Annotated in this window: 18 protein-coding genes and 2 pseudogenes; 17 read left to right on the forward strand and 3 right to left on the reverse strand. The window is 62.2% G+C overall.

The features are described from left to right. Positions 1 to 101 precede the first annotated feature (101 nt). Complete coding sequence (locus HMPREF0591_RS30815; protein WP_174814222.1) at positions 102 to 500, forward strand: hypothetical protein; 399 nt, start codon at positions 102 to 104, stop codon at positions 498 to 500. On the opposite strand, the pseudogene HMPREF0591_RS34555 reads toward HMPREF0591_RS30815, so the two are convergent. Continuing rightward, positions 416 to 877 (reverse strand): annotated as a pseudogene (locus HMPREF0591_RS34555) (acetyl-CoA acetyltransferase); the annotation flags it as partial. The gene HMPREF0591_RS30815 and the pseudogene HMPREF0591_RS34555 sit on opposite strands and share 85 nt — an antisense overlap. A 126-nt stretch (positions 878 to 1,003) precedes the next feature. Here HMPREF0591_RS34555 and HMPREF0591_RS09970 point away from each other — a divergent pair. The 9 genes from HMPREF0591_RS09970 to HMPREF0591_RS10005 all read left to right on the forward strand — a co-directional run bounded on the left by HMPREF0591_RS09970 (position 1,004) and on the right by HMPREF0591_RS10005 (position 9,406). Further along, complete coding sequence (locus HMPREF0591_RS09970; RefSeq protein ID WP_007168379.1) at positions 1,004 to 1,648, forward strand: TetR/AcrR family transcriptional regulator; 645 nt, start codon at positions 1,004 to 1,006, stop codon at positions 1,646 to 1,648. Between the two features lie 49 nt (positions 1,649 to 1,697). Continuing rightward, positions 1,698 to 2,138 carry a PaaI family thioesterase gene (locus tag HMPREF0591_RS09975; protein WP_007168380.1) on the forward strand — a complete coding sequence of 147 codons (441 nt, stop codon included), beginning with the start codon at positions 1,698 to 1,700 and terminating at the stop codon, positions 2,136 to 2,138. Between the two features lie 52 nt (positions 2,139 to 2,190). Continuing rightward, positions 2,191 to 3,087: an alpha/beta fold hydrolase gene (locus HMPREF0591_RS09980; protein ID WP_007168381.1), complete on the forward strand. Its 897-nt coding sequence runs from the start codon at positions 2,191 to 2,193 to the stop codon at positions 3,085 to 3,087. A 47-nt stretch (positions 3,088 to 3,134) separates the two neighbouring features. Further along, on the forward strand, positions 3,135 to 3,350 hold the full coding sequence (locus tag HMPREF0591_RS09985) for a hypothetical protein (RefSeq protein ID WP_019732564.1): 216 nt from the start codon (positions 3,135 to 3,137) through the stop codon (positions 3,348 to 3,350). A gap of 586 nt (positions 3,351 to 3,936) precedes the next feature. Continuing rightward, complete coding sequence (gene ltrA / locus HMPREF0591_RS09990) at positions 3,937 to 5,328, forward strand: group II intron reverse transcriptase/maturase (RefSeq protein WP_224112898.1); 1,392 nt, start codon at positions 3,937 to 3,939, stop codon at positions 5,326 to 5,328. Positions 5,329 to 6,074: 746 nt separating this feature from the next. Then, positions 6,075 to 6,665: a TetR/AcrR family transcriptional regulator gene (locus HMPREF0591_RS09995; RefSeq protein ID WP_007168385.1), complete on the forward strand. Its 591-nt coding sequence runs from the start codon at positions 6,075 to 6,077 to the stop codon at positions 6,663 to 6,665. A gap of 87 nt (positions 6,666 to 6,752) precedes the next feature. Then, positions 6,753 to 8,054, forward strand: coding sequence for a cytochrome P450 (locus HMPREF0591_RS10000; RefSeq protein WP_007168386.1), 1,302 nt, complete (start codon positions 6,753 to 6,755; stop codon positions 8,052 to 8,054). Between the two features lie 11 nt (positions 8,055 to 8,065). Further along, complete coding sequence (locus tag HMPREF0591_RS30825) at positions 8,066 to 8,257, forward strand: ferredoxin (protein ID WP_074021704.1); 192 nt, start codon at positions 8,066 to 8,068, stop codon at positions 8,255 to 8,257. 132 nt (positions 8,258 to 8,389) lie between these two features. Further along, entirely contained in the window at positions 8,390 to 9,406 is a 1,017-nt protein-coding gene (locus HMPREF0591_RS10005; RefSeq protein WP_033717470.1) for an LLM class flavin-dependent oxidoreductase, read from the forward strand. Between the two features lie 192 nt (positions 9,407 to 9,598). On the opposite strand, the gene HMPREF0591_RS10010 is transcribed toward HMPREF0591_RS10005, so the two are convergent. After that, the gene (locus HMPREF0591_RS10010) at positions 9,599 to 10,468 is read right to left on the reverse strand and encodes a metal-dependent hydrolase (RefSeq protein ID WP_033712834.1); all 870 of its coding nucleotides are present in this window, start codon (positions 10,466 to 10,468) and stop codon (positions 9,599 to 9,601) included. Positions 10,469 to 10,544: 76 nt separating this feature from the next. Here HMPREF0591_RS10010 and HMPREF0591_RS10015 point away from each other — a divergent pair, with 76 nt between their 5' ends. Beyond that, on the forward strand, positions 10,545 to 11,249 hold the full coding sequence (locus HMPREF0591_RS10015; protein WP_057969459.1) for a TetR/AcrR family transcriptional regulator: 705 nt from the start codon (positions 10,545 to 10,547) through the stop codon (positions 11,247 to 11,249). A gap of 26 nt (positions 11,250 to 11,275) precedes the next feature. On the opposite strand, the gene HMPREF0591_RS10020 is transcribed toward HMPREF0591_RS10015, so the two are convergent. After that, positions 11,276 to 11,944, reverse strand: coding sequence for a TetR/AcrR family transcriptional regulator (locus tag HMPREF0591_RS10020; protein ID WP_023900852.1), 669 nt, complete (start codon positions 11,942 to 11,944; stop codon positions 11,276 to 11,278). 134 nt (positions 11,945 to 12,078) lie between these two features. Between HMPREF0591_RS10020 and HMPREF0591_RS10025 the strand changes: the two genes are divergently transcribed. The 6 genes and pseudogenes from HMPREF0591_RS10025 to HMPREF0591_RS32245 form a co-directional block, all read left to right on the forward strand. Continuing rightward, positions 12,079 to 12,915, forward strand: coding sequence for an SDR family NAD(P)-dependent oxidoreductase (locus HMPREF0591_RS10025; protein ID WP_007168393.1), 837 nt, complete (start codon positions 12,079 to 12,081; stop codon positions 12,913 to 12,915). An 18-nt stretch (positions 12,916 to 12,933) separates the two neighbouring features. Then, entirely contained in the window at positions 12,934 to 13,857 is a 924-nt protein-coding gene (locus tag HMPREF0591_RS10030; RefSeq protein ID WP_007168394.1) for a hypothetical protein, read from the forward strand. After that, complete coding sequence (locus tag HMPREF0591_RS10035) at positions 13,854 to 15,500, forward strand: flavin-containing monooxygenase (protein ID WP_007168395.1); 1,647 nt, start codon at positions 13,854 to 13,856, stop codon at positions 15,498 to 15,500. Before HMPREF0591_RS10030 ends, HMPREF0591_RS10035 begins: the two co-directional genes overlap by 4 nt. 74 nt (positions 15,501 to 15,574) lie before the next feature. Further along, entirely contained in the window at positions 15,575 to 17,098 is a 1,524-nt protein-coding gene (locus HMPREF0591_RS10040; RefSeq protein ID WP_007168396.1) for a flavin-containing monooxygenase, read from the forward strand. Beyond that, on the forward strand, positions 17,095 to 18,063 hold the full coding sequence (locus HMPREF0591_RS10045) for an alpha/beta hydrolase (RefSeq protein WP_007168397.1): 969 nt from the start codon (positions 17,095 to 17,097) through the stop codon (positions 18,061 to 18,063). The genes HMPREF0591_RS10040 and HMPREF0591_RS10045 overlap by 4 nt, the downstream gene beginning before the upstream one ends. A 177-nt stretch (positions 18,064 to 18,240) precedes the next feature. Further along, a pseudogene (locus HMPREF0591_RS32245) lies at positions 18,241 to 18,568 on the forward strand (cytochrome P450); the annotation flags it as partial.

The raw sequence follows: 18,568 nt of genomic DNA on the forward strand, positions 1-18,568 counted from the left end.
AGGCAGTCGATTTGGCGACAAAGGGTGCGGACAAATGGGGACACAGATGATGTTGGTCAGGATGGTAGAGCACGACGATGGGTGCGTCCTATGGTTCCCACGTGGTGAACATCAATTCGAAATCGGCAGCGCGCAAGCGTGTCCGGGAGGCGCAGAACAAGGCCAACGAGGCACGTCTGGAGCGTGAGCGTCAAAATGTCGATGACGCTGCGTCGTTCCTCGTCGAGCTTGGGCGGCTGGCCGCCGTCGACGAGTGGGAGCGCAACCGTATCCTCGAGATACACGCAGAGGGAGAGCGGCGCCGTCACGAACACCGCCAGGCCGGCGCGACAGCGTTGGCCCGGATGCAAGGCCGCGGTGAAAGCCTCACTGCGATCGCTGAACTGGCGGGAGTCAAAGTCGGTGAGGTAGCACACATCTCGGCTGGGCTCAATCCGGGACGTGTGTCGCCAAGTGACTCATCCTGTGCATCAACGGGTTTCGGATCGCGGAGCGCATGACCCGATTTGACTCTGCGGGCGGACTCGCCGGTCTCGGCTCCGACGACCAGCACCGCATCGCTGATACCGCGCACAATGTCCCCACCAAGGACCTCGACGAGGTATTGCGGTGTATTGCCGCCAATCGGGCAGCTGATGCGACGCCGGGGCGCCAGCCCAACCGCTTCGGCAATTCTCGACGCGGGATTGTCACGCGGAATCATCAGAATGCCCGGTGTCGCCACCGTATCGATCCGATGCCCGATCGCAGCGCCCGCGTCTTGCAATGCTCGACGCGCGGCTTCGCAAGCCAAATCGATGGGATCGACGACGCTGTCGCCGCGGTGCGTGATCTCACCGACCGCGACGACAACGGGAGTGCGGGGCGGAATCGCCAACGGTCAGGTCACGTTCATCGTCGGCACCTTTGTTGCGACATATTTGCGATATTGTCACATAAGTAGCCATGCGACAACCGGTTGGGTCGTTAATTCACGATCGGTCCGAGGCTGCATACTTGCTTCGTGACGAAGAAATCGTTGCGCTGGGGCACGGCACCTCCCACGACCCGCGACGTCGCCCGAGACCTCCTGCTCGATGCCGCCGAAGCGTGCCTGGAGGGCAAGGGGCTGCCGGGCACCACCATGGAGGACATCGCCAGACAGGCGGGGGTGTCGCGCGCCACGGTGTACCGCTACTTTCCAAGTCGTGAATCCGTCGTTTCCGGTGTCATCCTGCGTGCGGCCGAACGCTACCTAGACCGCATGCGTCGACGGATCGCAGTACATCGCGATTTGGGCACGGCAATACTCGATTTCGTCGAGGTCACGGTACGCGCCGCTCATCGCGAGCCGACAATCGGATTGCTGTTCGGCAGTGACGAGGAACTCGCCGGCGTGGGGTTGGCCAAGGGAACGTCGGTGGCTTTGTTTGAACTCGTGGCCGAGTTCCTTCGACCTGTCTTCGCTGCGCACTGGGACCAACTCGAGCCCGGGGTGTCGGTCGACGATGCCGCCGAATGGATCCTGCGAACCGTCCTCAGCCTGCTGTCGGTCCGCGGCCCCAGACACCGCAGCCCCGAAGGCCTCGATGCCTTTTTACGCCGATTCCTGCTTCCAGCTCTGCTCACCAACACCCAGCCTTGCGTCGATGCAACAAGTGCAGAGTAGTGTCTCAAACCATCGCATCGATATCCGTGGATGAGAAGGGGCGCTAACCATGGAGTTCGCGCAGTTCAATCAGCAGATCGCCAAGGAATTGCAGAACGCGGCGGCAACCACGGGAGGACTCTCCAAATACCTGGATTTTCGCCACACCGAGTTCGCCGCCGGGCGGCTGGTTGTGCAGATGGATGCTCGGGACGACCTTTTGACTCCGTTCGGCAATCTGCACGGCGGATGCCTGTCAGCAATGGTCGACCACTGCTTGGGCGTGGTGTTTTACCCGGTGATCCCCGCTGGATCGTGGGTCGCCACAACCGAATTCAAGCTGAACTTGCTGCAGCCCGTGTCAAGCGGAGTATGCGTCGCCGTCACCGAGATCATCGCGCTGGGCAAGCGCAGCGGTGTCGCCAGAATCGACATCACCAACGACGGGCGCGCGGTATGTGCCGCCCAAGGAACAGTGACCGTCGTTAGCCCTAGGGGGAATTCCTCGTGATGAAAAGGACCGATGGTATTGTCGTCCGACTTCACAACGGCGAGCGCACCCGATGACCGTTACGCTCGAGCGATTCCGCACCACAGACGGCGTCACCCTCACGGCGGATTGCTACCGGCACGACGCTGCCCGCGCCGTTGTGCTGCTCCTGCACGGCGGTGGTCAAAACCGACACGCCTGGGCGACCACAGCGCGCCGCTTGCACGCTCGTGGGTACACGGTCGTCGCGTATGACGCCCGAGGTCACGGCGACAGCGCGTGGGACCCTACCGGAAGATACGACCTCGGACGGCTAGCGTCCGATCTGCTGGCCGTGCGTGAACACGCGAGCACCGACCGCCCGCCGGCCGTCGTCGGCGCATCCTTGGGCGGCATGACCGTCCTGGGCACGCACTTGCTGGCGCCCGCCGACCTGTGGGGAGCCGTCGTCCTGGTCGACATCACTCCGCGAATGGAGTTTCACGGAGCACGCCGCGTCGTGTCGTTCATGGCCGCCCATCCTGACGGGTTCAGCACGCTCGACGACGCCGCGGACGTCATTGCCGAATACAACAGACATCGCACTCGGCCCAAGAACCCGGACGGACTCCGTAAAGTCTTGCGGCAACGCGACGATGGTCGGTGGATCTGGCGATGGGATCCGGCCTTCATCACTTCCAACTTCCAGTTTCTGCAAGGTGACCCCGCGACTGGTGCCGAAAAGTTCGACGCGATCAGCGAACTGCTTGTTGAAGGGGCCCGCCGCGTGCAGGCACCCACTCTTCTGGTGCGCGGCGTCCTTTCAGATGTGACATCGCAGCAGTCGGTCGACGAATTCCTCAAGGTCGTACCGCACGCCCAAGCGGTGGACGTCTCCGGCACCGGCCACATGGTCGCAGGCGACGACAACGATGCCTTCACCGCAGCCGTCGCCGGATTTCTCGACCGCACGATAAGCACTTCAGCGTGAAAAGCTCTGGGCTATCTGGCGCAGCCCGGGCTGGCCGCGCCAAAATCATGGCCGAGCTCGGCATCAAGGGGATCAGTCCGCGGAGGTTTAAGACCACCACGGTGGTCGATCCGGCCTCGTTTCCGCCGGATCTGATCGGCCAGCGCTTTGATAAGGGCCGACTCGACGCGGTGTGGTCCTCGGATATCGAGCGCCGTGAGGCGCTGTTCAACCGAACGGAGGTGAGAGACCACCGTCGCCGAGCCATCGCAGTGGCCCGGTAGAAGCTGGGGGCAGCCTGATCTAAAGAGACTTTGGTGAGGGTGGGAAGCAGCCCCGACAACGCCGGGACGGCCTGGTACTGCCAGACGGGTCGGGTCCGGCTAGCGAGACGGGAAGGTGTACGCGAGGAACCAGCGGCTGAACGCCTCTTAAGAGAAGACCACCAGCTCCAACCTGGCGGATGCGGGCTGGGCAGCGACGCGCACCCGCCCTGAGGGCGGGGAACTCGTGGGCCGGTTGATGTCGCCGGTTCGGGAGGTCACGGTGAAGGACTGCGGCGTAGCCGTGACGAGGTCGCAGGGGCATAGCTGGACACCTCACCCGTCAAACGGTTGACAGTGAACACGGGAACCACCGCGCCGGTCCCCGGTCAGATCCGGCAGCCAGCCGGGCTGGAGGGGTAGGCAGTCGTCGGCTGATGCCGGTGTGGTGGGGCGGAGGAGCCGTAGTAGTCCGAGGCCGGGAAAGCCGGTCGCATGGCAAAGGGCTCCAGCGGGTTCGCGGCGAGTACGCAGACTGTGGAGGTCACTTGTGAATACGAGTGCTTTGTGGCCCGACCCGGACACGGCCGAGCTGCGGGTACGCAGGATGCAACGCAAACTGCACCATTGGGCGGTTGATGAAAGCGACCGCTGTTTCGATGATTTGTACAACCTCGTTTATGACCCCGCATTCCTCACCCTCGCGTGGGAGCGGGTGCGGACGAACAAGGGTGCGCGCTCAGCCGGTGCCGATGGGACCGCACCGCGGTCTGTCGGTGCGGCAGAGGCGGTCGGACTGCTTCAGCGGCTCCGCGAGGAACTCAAGGAGCGGATATTCCGGCCGGATCCGGTGCGGGAGGTGATGATCCCGAAGGCGAACGGCAAGCTCCGCCGCCTGGGTATCGCGACCGTCGCCGACCGGGTCGTGCAAGCTTCGCTGAAGCTGGTGCTGGAGCCCATTTTCGAGGCGGACTTTCATCCGTGCGCATATGGGTTCCGGCCGGGCAGGCGAGCCCAGGACGCCATCGCTGAGATCCATCACCTCGCCAGCGGCTCACGGGCCTATCACTGGGTTTTCGAGGGAGACATCACGGCGTGCTTCGATGAAATCTCGCATTCGGCCCTTATGGGCCGGGTGCGGCGACGTGTCGGGGACAAACGCGTTCTGGCCCTGGTGAAGTCGTTCCTCAAAGCCGGGATTCTCTCGAAAGATCTCGGCTACCGGGACACCATCACCGGCACTCCGCAAGGCGGAATCCTCTCACCACTGCTCAGCAATGTCGCCCTGTCCGTTCTCGACGAGCACTTCGCCGCGAAGTGGAAGGCGCTCGGCCCGGAATGGACACGTGCCAAGCATCGACGCGCCGGAGTTCCGACCATGAAAATCGTCCGCTACGCAGACGATTTCTGTGTCATGGTCCACGGCACTCGCGCTGATGCCGAAGCGCTTTGGGACGAGATCGCAGCAGTGCTCGCGCCGATGGGCCTGCGCCTGTCGGTCGAGAAGAGCAGGATCTGCCACGTCGACGAGGGGTTCGAGTTCCTCGGCTTCCGCATCCAACGGCAGATCAAAAGGGGCACGACCAAGCACTACGTCTACACCTGGCCGTCGAAGAAGGCACTTATGTCCATCACCGACAAAGTCAGGAATCTGACGCGGCGACACAAACATCGAACGCTCGCTGATCTGCTGCGCCAACTCAACCCCGTCCTGCGGGGATGGTGCAATTACTTCCAGCACGGGGTGTCCAAACGCACCTTCGACTACCTCGACCACTTCACATGGTGGCGGGTGGTGACTTGGATGCGCAAACGGCACCACGGGCTGGCGTGGGGCGTCTTCCATCGACGGTTCCTGCCCAATTGGCAAATCCGCGAAGGCAAGACGGCGATGTTTCGGCCGCAGAAGGTAGAGGTCACCCGATACCGCTACCGGGGCACGAAAATCATCACCCCTTGGACAGCGAGGCCGACGGACATCACTGCACCAGTGGCCTGAATCCGTGGAGAGCCCGTTGCGGAGAAATTCGCTCGGCGGGTTCGGAGGGCGGGCCGGGGAAACGGATCGGTAGAAATGCCGACACCGCGCCCCGGTCCGACCCCTACACCTATCTGGGCTGCGGGGAGGGCGACATGTTCTTGTGCGCGATCCGCGACGAGCACTCGCGGCGGGCACTGGGTTGGGCTGTGGATGATCACATGCGCACCGAGTTGGTCACCGTGGCCGTGCAGCGGGGGGTGTTCGCGCGCGGTGGGCGCTGCGCGGGTAATGCTGGGACAACGTCGGCGCCGAGTCGCTGTGGTCGAGTTTCAAACAGGAATGCTACTACCGGCACACCCTACGCGACCAAAGCGGAATTGATTGCAGGAGTTGACAATTGGATGAACTTCTACAATAATCAACCAAGGCATTAAGCGATCGGGACGCGCTCACCTATCGACTACGAGCGGACGCTGAACCCTGTCGCGGAAGCAAGTTATCCGTGTCCATTTTTTCAGGGGAACCCCAGACTTCGATCGCGACGTTGGCATCAGCTCGAAGCGTGGCGGTCGCCAAGCCGATGTCGCGAGTTCCACCGGATGATGACAGTGCCATGGTGAGAAGTAGCGGAACCCGGACAGCCAAACCGGCGAAGTGCATTGTTGTCGGCGTGGTCCTCGATAGCCCCGACGGAACACTTGTGCAAGACGCATATCCTGCTCACCATGCCAACAGAGTCCGTTCGCCTCTCGTTTCGCCGGCATATGCGTGAGCAAGTCTTGAGGGCTGCCCGGACCCTCACTATCGAGAAGGGCTGGGATCGCGTTCGCATGGGTGAAGTCGCAGAGCTTGTCGGCGTGTCCCGCCCGACGCTCTACAAGGAGTTCACCGATAAGCAGGGACTGGGCGACGCGCTGGTTGTGGCCGAAGGCGAACGCTTCTTGAATGGCATTCACGCAGTTTTGGCACAACACGCCGGAGACGTCGGCGGGGGCATCACCGCTGCGGTGTCGTACACACTGAAGGAAGCGGAAGCGAGCCCGCTCTTGAAGGCGGTGCTGACATCGAACCGGCCTACGGACAGGACGGTCGCTGAGTCAACCGGTATGTTGCCGCTCCTGCCGACCTCTGCGTCGCTACTGGAGCTGTCCTCGGCAGCCCTCGTGACCTGGTTCAACGAGCACTTTTCAGGCCTGGACGCCAATGACGTCAATGATGTCGCCGATGCACTGGTAAGGCTGACGGTGAGTCACGTCGTGCTTCCGACCGCCGACGCCGAGACGACCGGGGAGCGCATCTCGCGGATCGCACTTCGCTATTTGGGCGTTCATTCCTCCGCAGGCGAGGCGCGTTAACACTAAGGATTTTATGTTCAAATGTTGACTCTGAAGGAATAATTGTAAACACTTGGAGTGGGGCCGCACGAACCTTAGGAGATTCTCATGATTGCCAGCACGACGTCCGCACTGAAAACGTCGGCGGAGCGGCGTTCAGCACGTCCATATGATTCTGCCGACTTGTCCTCGACTGCATTTTGGGCCGGCACCGCCGCCGACCGGGAGAAGACATACGCCGAACTGCGCAAACGTGCTCCCATCAGCTGGCACCCGCGAGTCGAGCACACCATGATCGACGACGGGAACGACCGGGGCTTTTGGGCTGTGGTTACGCATCCGTTGCTTGTCGAGGCGACCCGGCGACACGACGATTTCCTGTCAGGTCAGGGCATTGTCATGGAGTCGATCCCGCAGGAATTGCTCGACACCGCTCAAGGCTTCATTGCGATGGATCCGCCGCGTCATACCAAGATTCGACGATTGCTGGCATCCGCATTCACGCCGAAGCAGATGCGACTGATCCACCATCAGATCGAGGCCAACGCGAAGCGCGTCGTCGACGACCTGGCTCCACAGGGCAAGGCCGACTTCGTCGACGAATGCGCGGCGTTGCTGCCGATGCACAACATCTTCGACATGATGGGCGTGCCGGACTCGATGCGCCGCGACATCGCGTGGGAATCACGGTATGCCGGTGGGTGGAGCGACCCCGAGGTGATGGGCGACGACCCAGTCATACCTCGCCTTTTCCAAGCGATGGGATTCCTAGGCGACGGCGCCCGCGAAATCATCGCTGCACGTCGCCGGCAGCCCGAAGACGACCTCATGACGAACCTCGTTCAGGCTGAAGTGGACGGTGAAAAACTCACCGAAGATGAGATCGTCTCGTTTTTCATACTTCTCACGATCGCTGGGAACGACACCACGCGCCAAAGCACCAGTCATGCGATGAAAGCCTTGACCGACTTTCCCGATCAACGAGCGTGGCTGATGGAGGATTTCGACGGACGAATCAAAGGAGCGGTCGAAGAGTTCGTCCGGTGGGCCACCCCGATCATGACCTTCCGCCGAACGGCAGCTCGCGACTGCGACCTGGGCGGACAACAGATCACCGAAGGTGACAAGGTCGTACTTTTTTACAGCTCGGCCAACTGGGACACCACAGTGTTCACCAACCCGGAAAAGTTCGATTTGTCACGGGACCCCAACCCGCACGTGAGCTTCGGAGGTGGAGGTATCCACCACTGCTTGGGCAATCAGCTGGCGCGGCAGCAACTCGCCGCGCTCTTCCGGGAATTGCTGCACCGCCTGCCTGATATTGAAGTCTGCGGGCCACCCAGCTATACCGTTAGCACTTTCTTCCACGGGGTGAATCATCTTCCCGTCCGCTTCACCCCGACTACGTGAGGCAGCGTGGCATGAAAATCACAGTCGACCGCGATCGATGCTCGTCAATCGGGATGTGTGAAGGCCTGGCTCCCGACTTCTTCGAGGTCAGTAACGATGGGAAACTCCACATCCTGAATCCTGGGCCACCCGAATGTCACAGGGCACTGATCGAAGATGCCGTGGCGAGTTGCCCCACAGGCGCGCTCGCGTTGCACGATTGACAGACTGGCAGCAGCGAGATCCGGTGCAGCTGTTCGGCACTGGCTTCCGGCCGGTCCACGATGACTGCTCCTCGTCCAACGGGCTCGCCGACATCGCTCAGGAGCACAACACAACGCAATGGAGCCGCAGTAGTGAGTACCTTTGGACTCTCTGTCCTAGCCCCTGACCTTGCCGCGATGAAGGTCACCGCCACCGCGGCCGACCAGGCCGGGTTCGACGCGGTGTGGGCATCGGAGTTCTATACCCGGTCGGGATCCATCTCGATGGCGGCAATGGCCACCTCGACTGACAGGTGTCGCATCGGGTCGTCGATTCTCTACGGCGTCGGACGCAGCCCGCTGGTCTTGGCGACCGAGGCGCGCGATCTCGACGAACTGTCCGGCGGTCGCATCGTGCTCGGCATCGGCAACGGCACCAAACGGATGATGAGCAACTGGCACAGCGTCGCCGATACCAGCGCCCCCGCCCTGCGCGTCGAGGAACTCGTACCCCTTATTCGGCGCATCTGGAACCTGCACGAGGGACCAGTCCGCCACGAAGGCCGCTTCTACCAGATGAATCTCATCCCCAGCGGCCCGGTAGACCCGCCTGCGCGCGATATTCCGATCATCACCGCCGCGGTGCGCCCGCGGATGTGCGAAGCCGCCGGCCGGGTCGCTGACGGGCTGGCCGGGCATCCGCTCTTCACGACCGCCTACGTGGAGGAAGTCGTGCGGCCCGCGGTGGCCAAGGGCGCCGCACGCACCGGGCGCGATCCCGACGACGTCGAGATTGTGTCAATGGTCATGTGCTCCATCCACGACGACCCGGAAATCGCCCGTCGCGAGGTCGCGCAACAGATCGCGTTCTACGCATCAGTCAGAACCTACCAACCGCTGCTCGACTTCTGCGGATTCGCCAAACAGGGTGCCGTTATCCGAGAAGCCTTCGCACGCGGTGACTTTGCGGCCATGTTCGACGCGGTGACGGACGACATGATCGACGTGATGGGCGTCGCTGGCACCGCCAGCGAGGTGCGCGCCGGGCTGCGCCGCTACGAGGGGGTACTCGACCACATCATGCTCTACCCGCCGTCGGTGGGTATCGCACCTGAGCGGGTCGGCCAAAACCTCGGTGAGATGATCAAGCACTGCGCCCCCGGCCAGTAACATCCCGGTTCATGTAGGTGCGCCAGCGTCTGTGTCGACGACAACCCGCGGCGGTGAATGAGTCTCCCGTCTAATTCGAAATGACCGGTTCATCGACGGTGTGCTCCTGCCGGTACCGTAGGGATCGCCTTCGACGACGAGTTCGTAAGCCACCTAGTGCCAGTGCTTCTCTGCTCGCGCTCACCGTTGATGCTAGACGCGGCTCCCGATTCGCTGGGCGCCATCGGAGTCGAAGAGTTCTTTGGCCCAGCGTTCGAGGACTTCGGTGCTGTCCCAGTCGTCGGGGTGGAAGCCGGCGCGGGTGTAGGAACGGAAGCGCTGCACCGCGTCCGGGCTGAACAGTGGGGAACGACGGAAGGCTCGAAGGCTGCGCAGTAAGCGCAGTGGGTTGTAGGCTGCGCGGTCACCCGCCAGAGAGCGAGTGGTCTGGATGACCAACTCGGTGAACAAGATGACTGTGGCAATCCGCATTCCCCAGACCCTGGTGCGTTCGGTTCCACCGACCGTCTCGAAGACGTCGAAAGCGACGGCCTTGTGCTCGGATTCTTCTAAAGCGTGCCAGAGCAGAATCGGCCGGACCTCGGTGTCGCCGATCAGCTCTTGTGCCTCGTCGCTGGTCAGAATGATTTCGGCGAACGTCGCCGTGTAGTGCTCAAGGGCAGCCGTCACGGCCAGGCGCATCTTCGGAGAGAATCGCTTCTCGAGCCGGTCAACCAACTTCTTGATGTGCCGATCGATCCCGTCGGTCGGATAGCCCATCGCTTGGAGCCGCTCGTTAAGCAGCCGATGCTGGTGCCGGTGGGTGGCCTCCTGCGCGATGAATCCCTTGACCGCCTCTTGGAGGTCGGGGTCGCTGACCTGGTCACGGTACTGGCGCACCGATCGGATGAAGAAGTCTTCGCCCTCGGGGAACGTTGCCGACAAGGTAGAGACAAAGTGGCTCATCACCAAGTCGCCGTCGACGAAGTGCTGGCGACTGGTCCCAGCAGGCATTGCGAAACGGACACGGCGAGCCTTTGGCAGCACCCTCTTTGCTGGCCGTGTGGGCGACTCACTGGTCATGTGCTACTCCCATCTCCAAGCGGACCTCAATAATCTGACTTTATACCTAGTCAGATTTAGATGACAAACTGTGTCTATGCGTTCAGTCCGGGTGTATCGCGGAGTGTCTGCAGAGCAGCGCCATCAGCACCGGCGTACACGTCTCATCGACGCCGCTATCGAGCTGATCGGTACCCGAGGCGTGGCCGCCACCACCGTGACTGCCGTCTGCGCCGAGTCACGTGTCACCTCGCGTTACTTCTACCAGCATTTCTCCGACCGCGACGCGCTCTTGCGGGCCGTCTACCAGCAGCTCTATGCCACCTTCCAAGACGTAATAGTCCAAGCGATCCCAGACGCCGGCGCGCCACCCGACGTGTTGGCGTATGCCCCCATCCGCGCACTGGTCAACATGATCGAAGACGATCCTCGGCTGGCCCGCATTTTGTTCGTTGAATCCGCAACGGAGCCACTCCTTCGCGAGTTGCGGAGCCAATTGATGGCCGGTTTCGCCGACCTCGTGCTGCGCGAGGCCAGACTTCACCTGGATATCGCCGACTCTGCGGTGGGCGTCGCGCATCTGGCTTCAACCCTCGGTGTCGGAGGACTCTTCGAGGTTCTGCGCCGCTGGCTGGACGGCGAACTGGACTTCAGTACTGATGAACTCGTCCAACACTGCGCAGGTTTCCTGGGCAGCCTCGGCACCTACGTGCTGCTGCAGAACATAGGCGAGGCGCCGGTTCCTGAATCCGGGGCATCGGCAAACGCTCTATCGGCTCGCGGCCACGCCCGGCGATGCTGAGTGCGTGTCCGGTTTGACGCCCACGATCAGGACGGTAGCGTCCCGGGCACGTCATCGACGCTGAGCGCGTGCACCAGATAACGTTCAGCTAGGGTTTCGGCGAGCCGACTGGTGTGTTCGACGATCTCCTCCTGACTTACGTCGAGCAAGCCGGCATGCCAGGCGGTGATCAGCTCGACGAAGCCCCCAACCGCCACCAAGGTGTCCATGCGGAGCGCGGTTTCATCGGCATCCGGTCTCAGATGGGGCTTGCTCGCCGCGACCACGAGGTGCGTCGCCTCTTGCAGGGCAACAGCGCGCCGGTCTTGCAGCGGTGAGCTGCCCACGTGCTGGGTCAGCAAGATCTTTGCCCTGCCGGGATCTTGTGTGATGCGGTCGACCACCATAGAGATGGTCATGCGAATAGTCTCGAGGGGCGGCTGCCCGACGCGTTCTGCGAGGGTCGCGGAAACCTCACCGAGCATCTCGTTCCGTACCCCGTCCCAGGCGGCAACCAGCAACTCGTCGCGGGTCTTGAAGTCTTCATAGAAGTAGCGGTCGTTCAGGCTGGTCCGGGAGCAAACGCCCCTCATGGTGACTGCGGCCCAACCGCTTTCGCTCCAGATCTCGGTCGCGGCATCGATCAGACGCTGCCGACGTTCCGCGCGGCGTTCCGCGCCGGTACGCCCGCCCCATCGTTTCGCCTTCGTCCGCACATTTCCATCTTGACAAAGCAACGTAGGTCACACCAAACTGACGGCATGTGCCCACAATGGTGGCTGGTGCCACCAGTTGCTTTCGAGGCAGCGACGGAATCAACCGTCAGATCGCAGCAACGGCGGATACTCCGATGAGGCTGCTGCCGTTTGGGAATCCCCCCCGCCGGAGTGACCGTGCCGACGCGGTGATCACCGGTGCAGGCAGCGGCATTGGCCGCGCATTTGCCGTCGAGCTGGCGCGCCGGGGCGGCCGTGTGGTGTGCGCCGACATCGACGGCATTCGCGCCAAGGAGACAGCGGACCTGATCTCCAAGCTGGGCGGTCATGGCATCGGCGTTGTTTGCGACGTCTCAGACGAGCATCAGGTCCGGGATCTTGCCGATTCGGCCGAGAAGTGGTTCGGCGGCGCTCCCGGACTGGTGATCAACAATGCCGGAATTGGCGCTGGAGGCAACGTCGTCGGTGCGACATCCACGAGCGATTGGTCCGCGACGTTGTCGGTCAATCTGTGGGGAGTCATCCACGGCTGCGAAGTCTTTGTCCCGCGGCTCCGGGAACGTGGATTCGGAGGGCTCATCAACGTCGCGTCGGCGGCAAGCTTCGGTGCGGCCCCCCGCATGGCCGCCTACAACGTGAGCAAAGCGGGCGTACTCGCGCTGTCCGAAACCTTGGCAGCCGAGCTCAGCGGAACCGGCGTCACGGTGACCGTCCTATGCCCCACCTTCGTCAAAACAAATATCGTCGACAATCCACGCATCGAGGAATCGGCGGCCACGCTAGCCGCCAACTTGATGAAGTGGACCGGCGTATCACCAGAGTCGGTAGCACGAACCACCCTGGATGCGCACGACCGCGGCCAGCTATACGTCCTGCCGCAACTCGACGCCAAAATCCTCTGGCAGCTCAAGAGAACCATGCCGGGTACCTTCACCCACGCGATGGGACTCATCCAGCGAATAACGCGTTGACACAACCTAGGAGGAGACATGGCTTTCGAATACGGCGATATGCTGCAGACGATTAAAGACCGCCAGTGGGCGCTGGCCGACATCGACTGGGACGCACCGGGTGCCGAGTTGATCACCGACGAACAGCGCCCCAGCCTGAAACAGTTCATGTCAGACGTGGTATGGATCGAGCATGTCGGTGCCCGCGCTTTCGCGGCCATGGCCCCCAAGGCGCCGTTCGACGCGTTGGGTGAGATTTACAGGTATTTCCACGCCGAAGAGCAGCGGCACGCCAACGTGGAGCTCGCTCTCATGCATCGCTGGGGGATGCTCGAGGAGGGCGAGACTCCGGTGCCGAACAAGAACATCCGGCTGGTCATCGAATGGCTGGACCGATACGCCGAAGCACTTCCGTTGACGGTGATCGGTGCTGCCATACCGGCTTTAGAAACCGCTCTGGACGGAGCACTGTTGAAGTTTTTGGTGGACGAGGTGTCAGATCCCGTGTGCGGCGAAGTTTTCGCCAAGGTCAACAGCGACGAGTCTCGCCACCTGGCGGTGGGTTTTCAGGTGCTCAACGACCTGGGCGCCAGCCCAATGAGGATCCATGCGATTCAGACGGTGGGAGCTCTTATCGACCCGAGGGTACTTACCGGTGCGTTGCTTTACATCCCGCTGCTGACCCGGATGCTGATAAACCTGAACGCCTGGGGCCTGTCCGAGGAAAGGCTGTACAACGCAGTCACCCGCTACTCGAACGTCGGCGATCGCAGCGAGCACACCCGCCGTGTTCCCCCCTATCACATCCTCAAGGCCCATATGTCTGCCACGATCAAGCACTCCCAACCGCTGCACTTCATCTCGCAGCGCCTCGGTAGGGTGATCGACCACTTCCCCACGCAAGTGCTCGGCAAGACGCCGTCATGGACTGATGAGCTGACCTATGAACCGGTGGCCAGATGAGCGACACGACCAGTGTTCTGATCATCGGAGCCGGCTTTGCCGGACTTGGCACGGCGATCCAACTACTCAAGCGGGGTATCGACGATTTCGTCATCCTGGAGCGCGCGGGCGAGGTCGGAGGAACCTGGCGTGACAATAGCTATCCCGGTGCCGCCTGCGACATTCCGTCATTGTTGTATTCGTACTCCTTCGAACCAAATCCGGACTGGTCGCGTGCGTACTCGGGAAGCAGCGAGATACTCGCCTACATCAAGGCCATGGTCGACAAGCACGCGCTGGCGCGCTTCATCTGTTTCCACGTCAACGTGACCGGCCTGGCGTTCGACGAAGACAGCGGCACGTGGACCGTCGAAACGGATGGCGGGTCAAGCTACCGGTCGCGCACGGTGGTGATGGCAAGCGGCCCACTGGCCAATGCAAATTTTCCTGACATTCGCGGACTGCACAGCTACGCAGGCCACAAAATCCACAGCGCGCGCTGGGATCACGACTATGACATGAGCGACAAACGTGTTGCGGTAATCGGTACCGGGGCGAGCGCGGTGCAGATTGTTCCGGAATTGGTGAAGACGGCGCGATCAGTCAAAGTGTTTCAACGGACGCCCGGTTGGGTGCTTCCCCGGCCTGATTTTCCGCACCCCAGTGTTGCCAAGGCCGCGTTTGGTCGGCTACCGATTCTGCAGAGCGCCGCTCGCCAGGCATGGTTTTGGGCGCACGAAGTCATGGCCGTCGGCATGGTGTGGAACACCCCGGCCACTACCGCCATCGCCTGGGCGGCCAAGGCGAACCTTCGTCGCCAGGTGAAAGATTCGTGGATGCGGCGACAACTGACGCCCGACTTCCGGCCCGGCTGCAAGCGCATGCTGATGACCAGCGACTACTATCCGGCTCTCCGACAGAACAATTGCAAACTCATCACCTGGCCGATCGCGACCATCTCGCCCATCGGCATTCGCACCGCGGACGGCATCGAACACGAGGTGGATTGCATCGTATTCGCGACCGGCTTCGATGTGTGCAAGGCCGGCACACCGTTTCCCATCACCGGCGTGGACGGTCGAAAGCTTGCGGAGGAATGGTCTAACGGCGCCTACGCCTACAAGAGCGTCAGCGTCTCAGGCTATCCCAACCTCTTTTTCACCTTCGGGCCGAATTCCGGGCCAGGACACAACTCGGCCTTGGTCTACCTGGAAGCGGAGATCCGCTACATCGTCGACGCCATCGGCATAATCATCGAAGGCGGTATTCAGACCTTCGACGTCAAAGAGGACCGGCAGAACAGCTATCACGCCCAACTCCAGCGTCGGCTTGCCGGCACGACGTGGAACTCCGGATGCAAGAGCTGGTACCTCACCGAAGACGGCTATAACGGGACCATGTATCCCGGCTTCACCACCCAATTCGCCCGACAACTAGCGAGGGTCGAGCTCGACGATTACTCGATGAGTTCACAGCCCCCTCCCCGCAAGAAGCCCAGGCGGGCGCGGCCCGAGTTGGCCGCGGAGAGTTCGCACGGCGCAAGCAAAGGAGGACGGCAGCGCAACGACGATCGCGTGTCCGTCGACAAGCGCGAAGGTGTTCGTTTCTCGGCGCAAACCGCTTCACCCGAGGCAGCATCACCGCGGATGGTGGATCGTGCTTGAGCCGCGACTGGCTCCGGCTAGGCAGTCGGCGACAGGTGCCTGGCATCAGCCCCCAGATAAGCCAGAAGGACGGTATGGACCACAGCGATAAGCACCGCTTCGAAATCATCGTGATCGGTGCAGGATTCTCCGGGATCGGAATGGGGATAAAACTCCTGAAAGCCGGCTTTTCGGACTTTCTTATTGTCGATGAGGCAGACGACGTAGGCGGAACGTGGCATTGGAACACCTATCCGGGCATCGCCGTCGACATTCCGTCGTACAGCTACCAATTCTCCTTCGAAAAACGGTCGTCATGGTCGCGGACGTATGCGCACGGCAACGAGTTGAAGGACTACGCAAGACACTGCGCGCACAAGTACGGTCTTAGCCCACGAATCCGCTTCGCCGTCAAGGTGACTGAAGCTTGGTTCGATGAGGACGCGACCCTGTGGCGCTTGCACACGGCCGCAGGACAGGACCTATCCGCGCGCTTCGTGATCAACGCCTCGGGCGTCCTGACACGCCCCAAGCGGCCGGATATCTCCGGTGTCGATGATTTCGGCGGGATCACCATGCATACATCCCGCTGGGACCACAACGAAGACATCGCCGGCAAGAGGGTGGCTGTCATCGGAACGGGCGCGTCGGCAGTGCAGTTGATCCCGGCAATCGCGAAAGACGTCAAGGCGCTGACCGTGTTCCAGCGCACACCGATCTGGTGCCTGCCGAAACTGGACTTCCCGGTGCCGCGGCTGGCAAGAGGGTTCCTCAAATACGCTCCCGGCGGACAACTCGCGGCGCGCGCAGCGAGTCAAACCTTCGTCGAAGTCACGTTCCCTGTCGCCGCTCACTTCCACACCGCCATTCCCTTGGCGTCACTCATCGAGCGTGCCGCGTTGCGGTACATGCGCAGCCAGGTGACCGACCCCGCCGTCCGTCAAAAACTGACCCCCCGTTACGCGCTCGGGTGTAAGCGCCCAAGCTTTCACAACGAGTACCTGGCCACATTCAACCGAGACAACGTCCACCTCGAGACCAGTCCGATAAGCCACTTCGATGCCGCCGCCGTCCACACCGTCGACGGCCGATCGCACGAGATCGACGTCCTCATCCTCGCCACAGGCTTCAAAGTGATGGAACCGGAGAACATGCCGACCTATTCGCTCAGGGGGATCGGTGGACTCGATCAAGCCAAGTGGTGGGACGAGAATCGGCTCCAAGCGTACGAAGGCGTCAGCGTGCCCGGATTCCCCAACCACTTCTCCATCTTCGGACCCTATGGATACAACGGTTCCTCGTACTTCACGCTCATTGAAGCCCAGACCAGGCACATCGTGCGATGCCTTCACCATGCGCGGTCCCGGCACGCCAACTACGTCGAAATAACCCGGCAAGCCAACGACCGCTTCTTCGCCGAAATGCTCAAACGCCGCCACCGCCAAGTCTTTTGGCAACCCAGCTGCGCAACCGCCAATAGTTACTACTTCGACAAACACGGCGACGTACCGCTACGCCCGACGACCACCCTCGAATCTTTCTGGCGTAGTCGCACCTTCGACCTTGGTGACTATTCGTTCGAGCGGCGCACCACTGAAAAGGTACTTAGCTCATCGTGACAACCCTTTACTCGGAACAGCATCCGAGCACGGCAAGTTATCTCATCGCGACGTCGGCCCGCGGGATCCTGCGCCCACTGACGCAAGCACTACCGTCTAACCAGTACGGGCTCGCGGTAATGGACCGGGTGCTTCGGGCGGCGCTCATTGCGTCCCGCCCGCGGCGCGGATTGCGAGTTGAACAGGTCGACACCGTCTTTGCTGGCGATCGGGTGAGAGGCGACTGGATCGTTGCCCCGGACGTCGACCCGGACGGGCCGCCGATTCTCTATATCCACGGCGGCGCCTTTTCCATGTGCTCCCCGCAGACCCATCGTGGTCTGCTAGGCGAACTGTCTGCCGCGTCGCTCAGGCCGGTGTTCGCCGTCCGCTACCGCCTGGCTCCGCGATACCCGTATCCCGCGGCCGCCGACGACGCACTGAGGGCCTACCGGTGGTTGACCGGCTCTGAAGAATCGGCGTCAAACCGCACGGTGGCGATCGCGGGAGATTCGGCGGGCGGCCAACTCGCCGTCGCGACCTCGTTGGGCGCGCTCGCACATCGCTCCCCGCCGCCCGATGGCATGTTACTCATGTCCCCCGTCGTCGATCTGACGTGCCAGCTGGCGATGGCACGTGAAACTCGCCGCCGCGATCCTTTCGCATCGGCCCGGTCCGCAACGCGTGCGCTCAGCCTCTATGTAGGCGATGCCCACCCGACCGACCCCCGCGTCAATGTCCTCGCCGCAGATCTCACCGGCTTGCCGCCGACATTGATCCAGGTCGGTGGAAGGGAGATGCTGCTCGACGACTCCCGTCAACTCGCCGAGCGCATGCGCGCCGCAGGAGCATCCGTGCGGCTTCAGGTGTTTCGCGGCCAGATTCACGTGTTCCAAGCCCTGTTTCGACTCTTGCCCGAGGCGCGTCACGCTTTGCACCTCAGCGGAGCGTTTCTCACAGACAGGGCCGAAGACACGTTTCCTTGACGCACGGGCCGAACGCAGGCAGGCGGCTAGCGCGCAGCAACCGCTTTTGTCACGCCCCACCGCGAAGGACCCGTTTGACAAACAGGGCAATTATGTATAACTATTAACATTGGTGGCCCAACTGTAAACAGCTGGTCGATCCTCCATCCCACGACGACCACAGGCCGGGGAGCGACAATGGTTAACCCGCTACACGCACCCGTCGATAAAGCCCGGGAACGGTTATCTTCGGTCATCTTGATTCCCGCGCCGCAACGGGTGGACGACGGACTTCGCCGGTGGAGTCGGCGGTGGCCAGTGCGTGAACTAGCCGCGCCCCCGGCCGGAAGCGGACTGCGACCGGTTCTCGGTGATGCCGGGCTCCCCTTGGTCGGGCACACCCTCGACTACATCCGGTTTGGGTCCGACCTGGGCAGAGAGCGCTACGAACGGTTCGGATCTGTCTCGTGGATGGGAGCGTTCGGCACCAAAATGGCGGTCATCGCGGGCCCCCAAGCTACCCAGG

The sequence above is a fragment of the Mycobacterium parascrofulaceum ATCC BAA-614 genome, from assembly GCF_000164135.1.
GTDB classification, from domain to species: domain Bacteria; phylum Actinomycetota; class Actinomycetes; order Mycobacteriales; family Mycobacteriaceae; genus Mycobacterium; species Mycobacterium parascrofulaceum.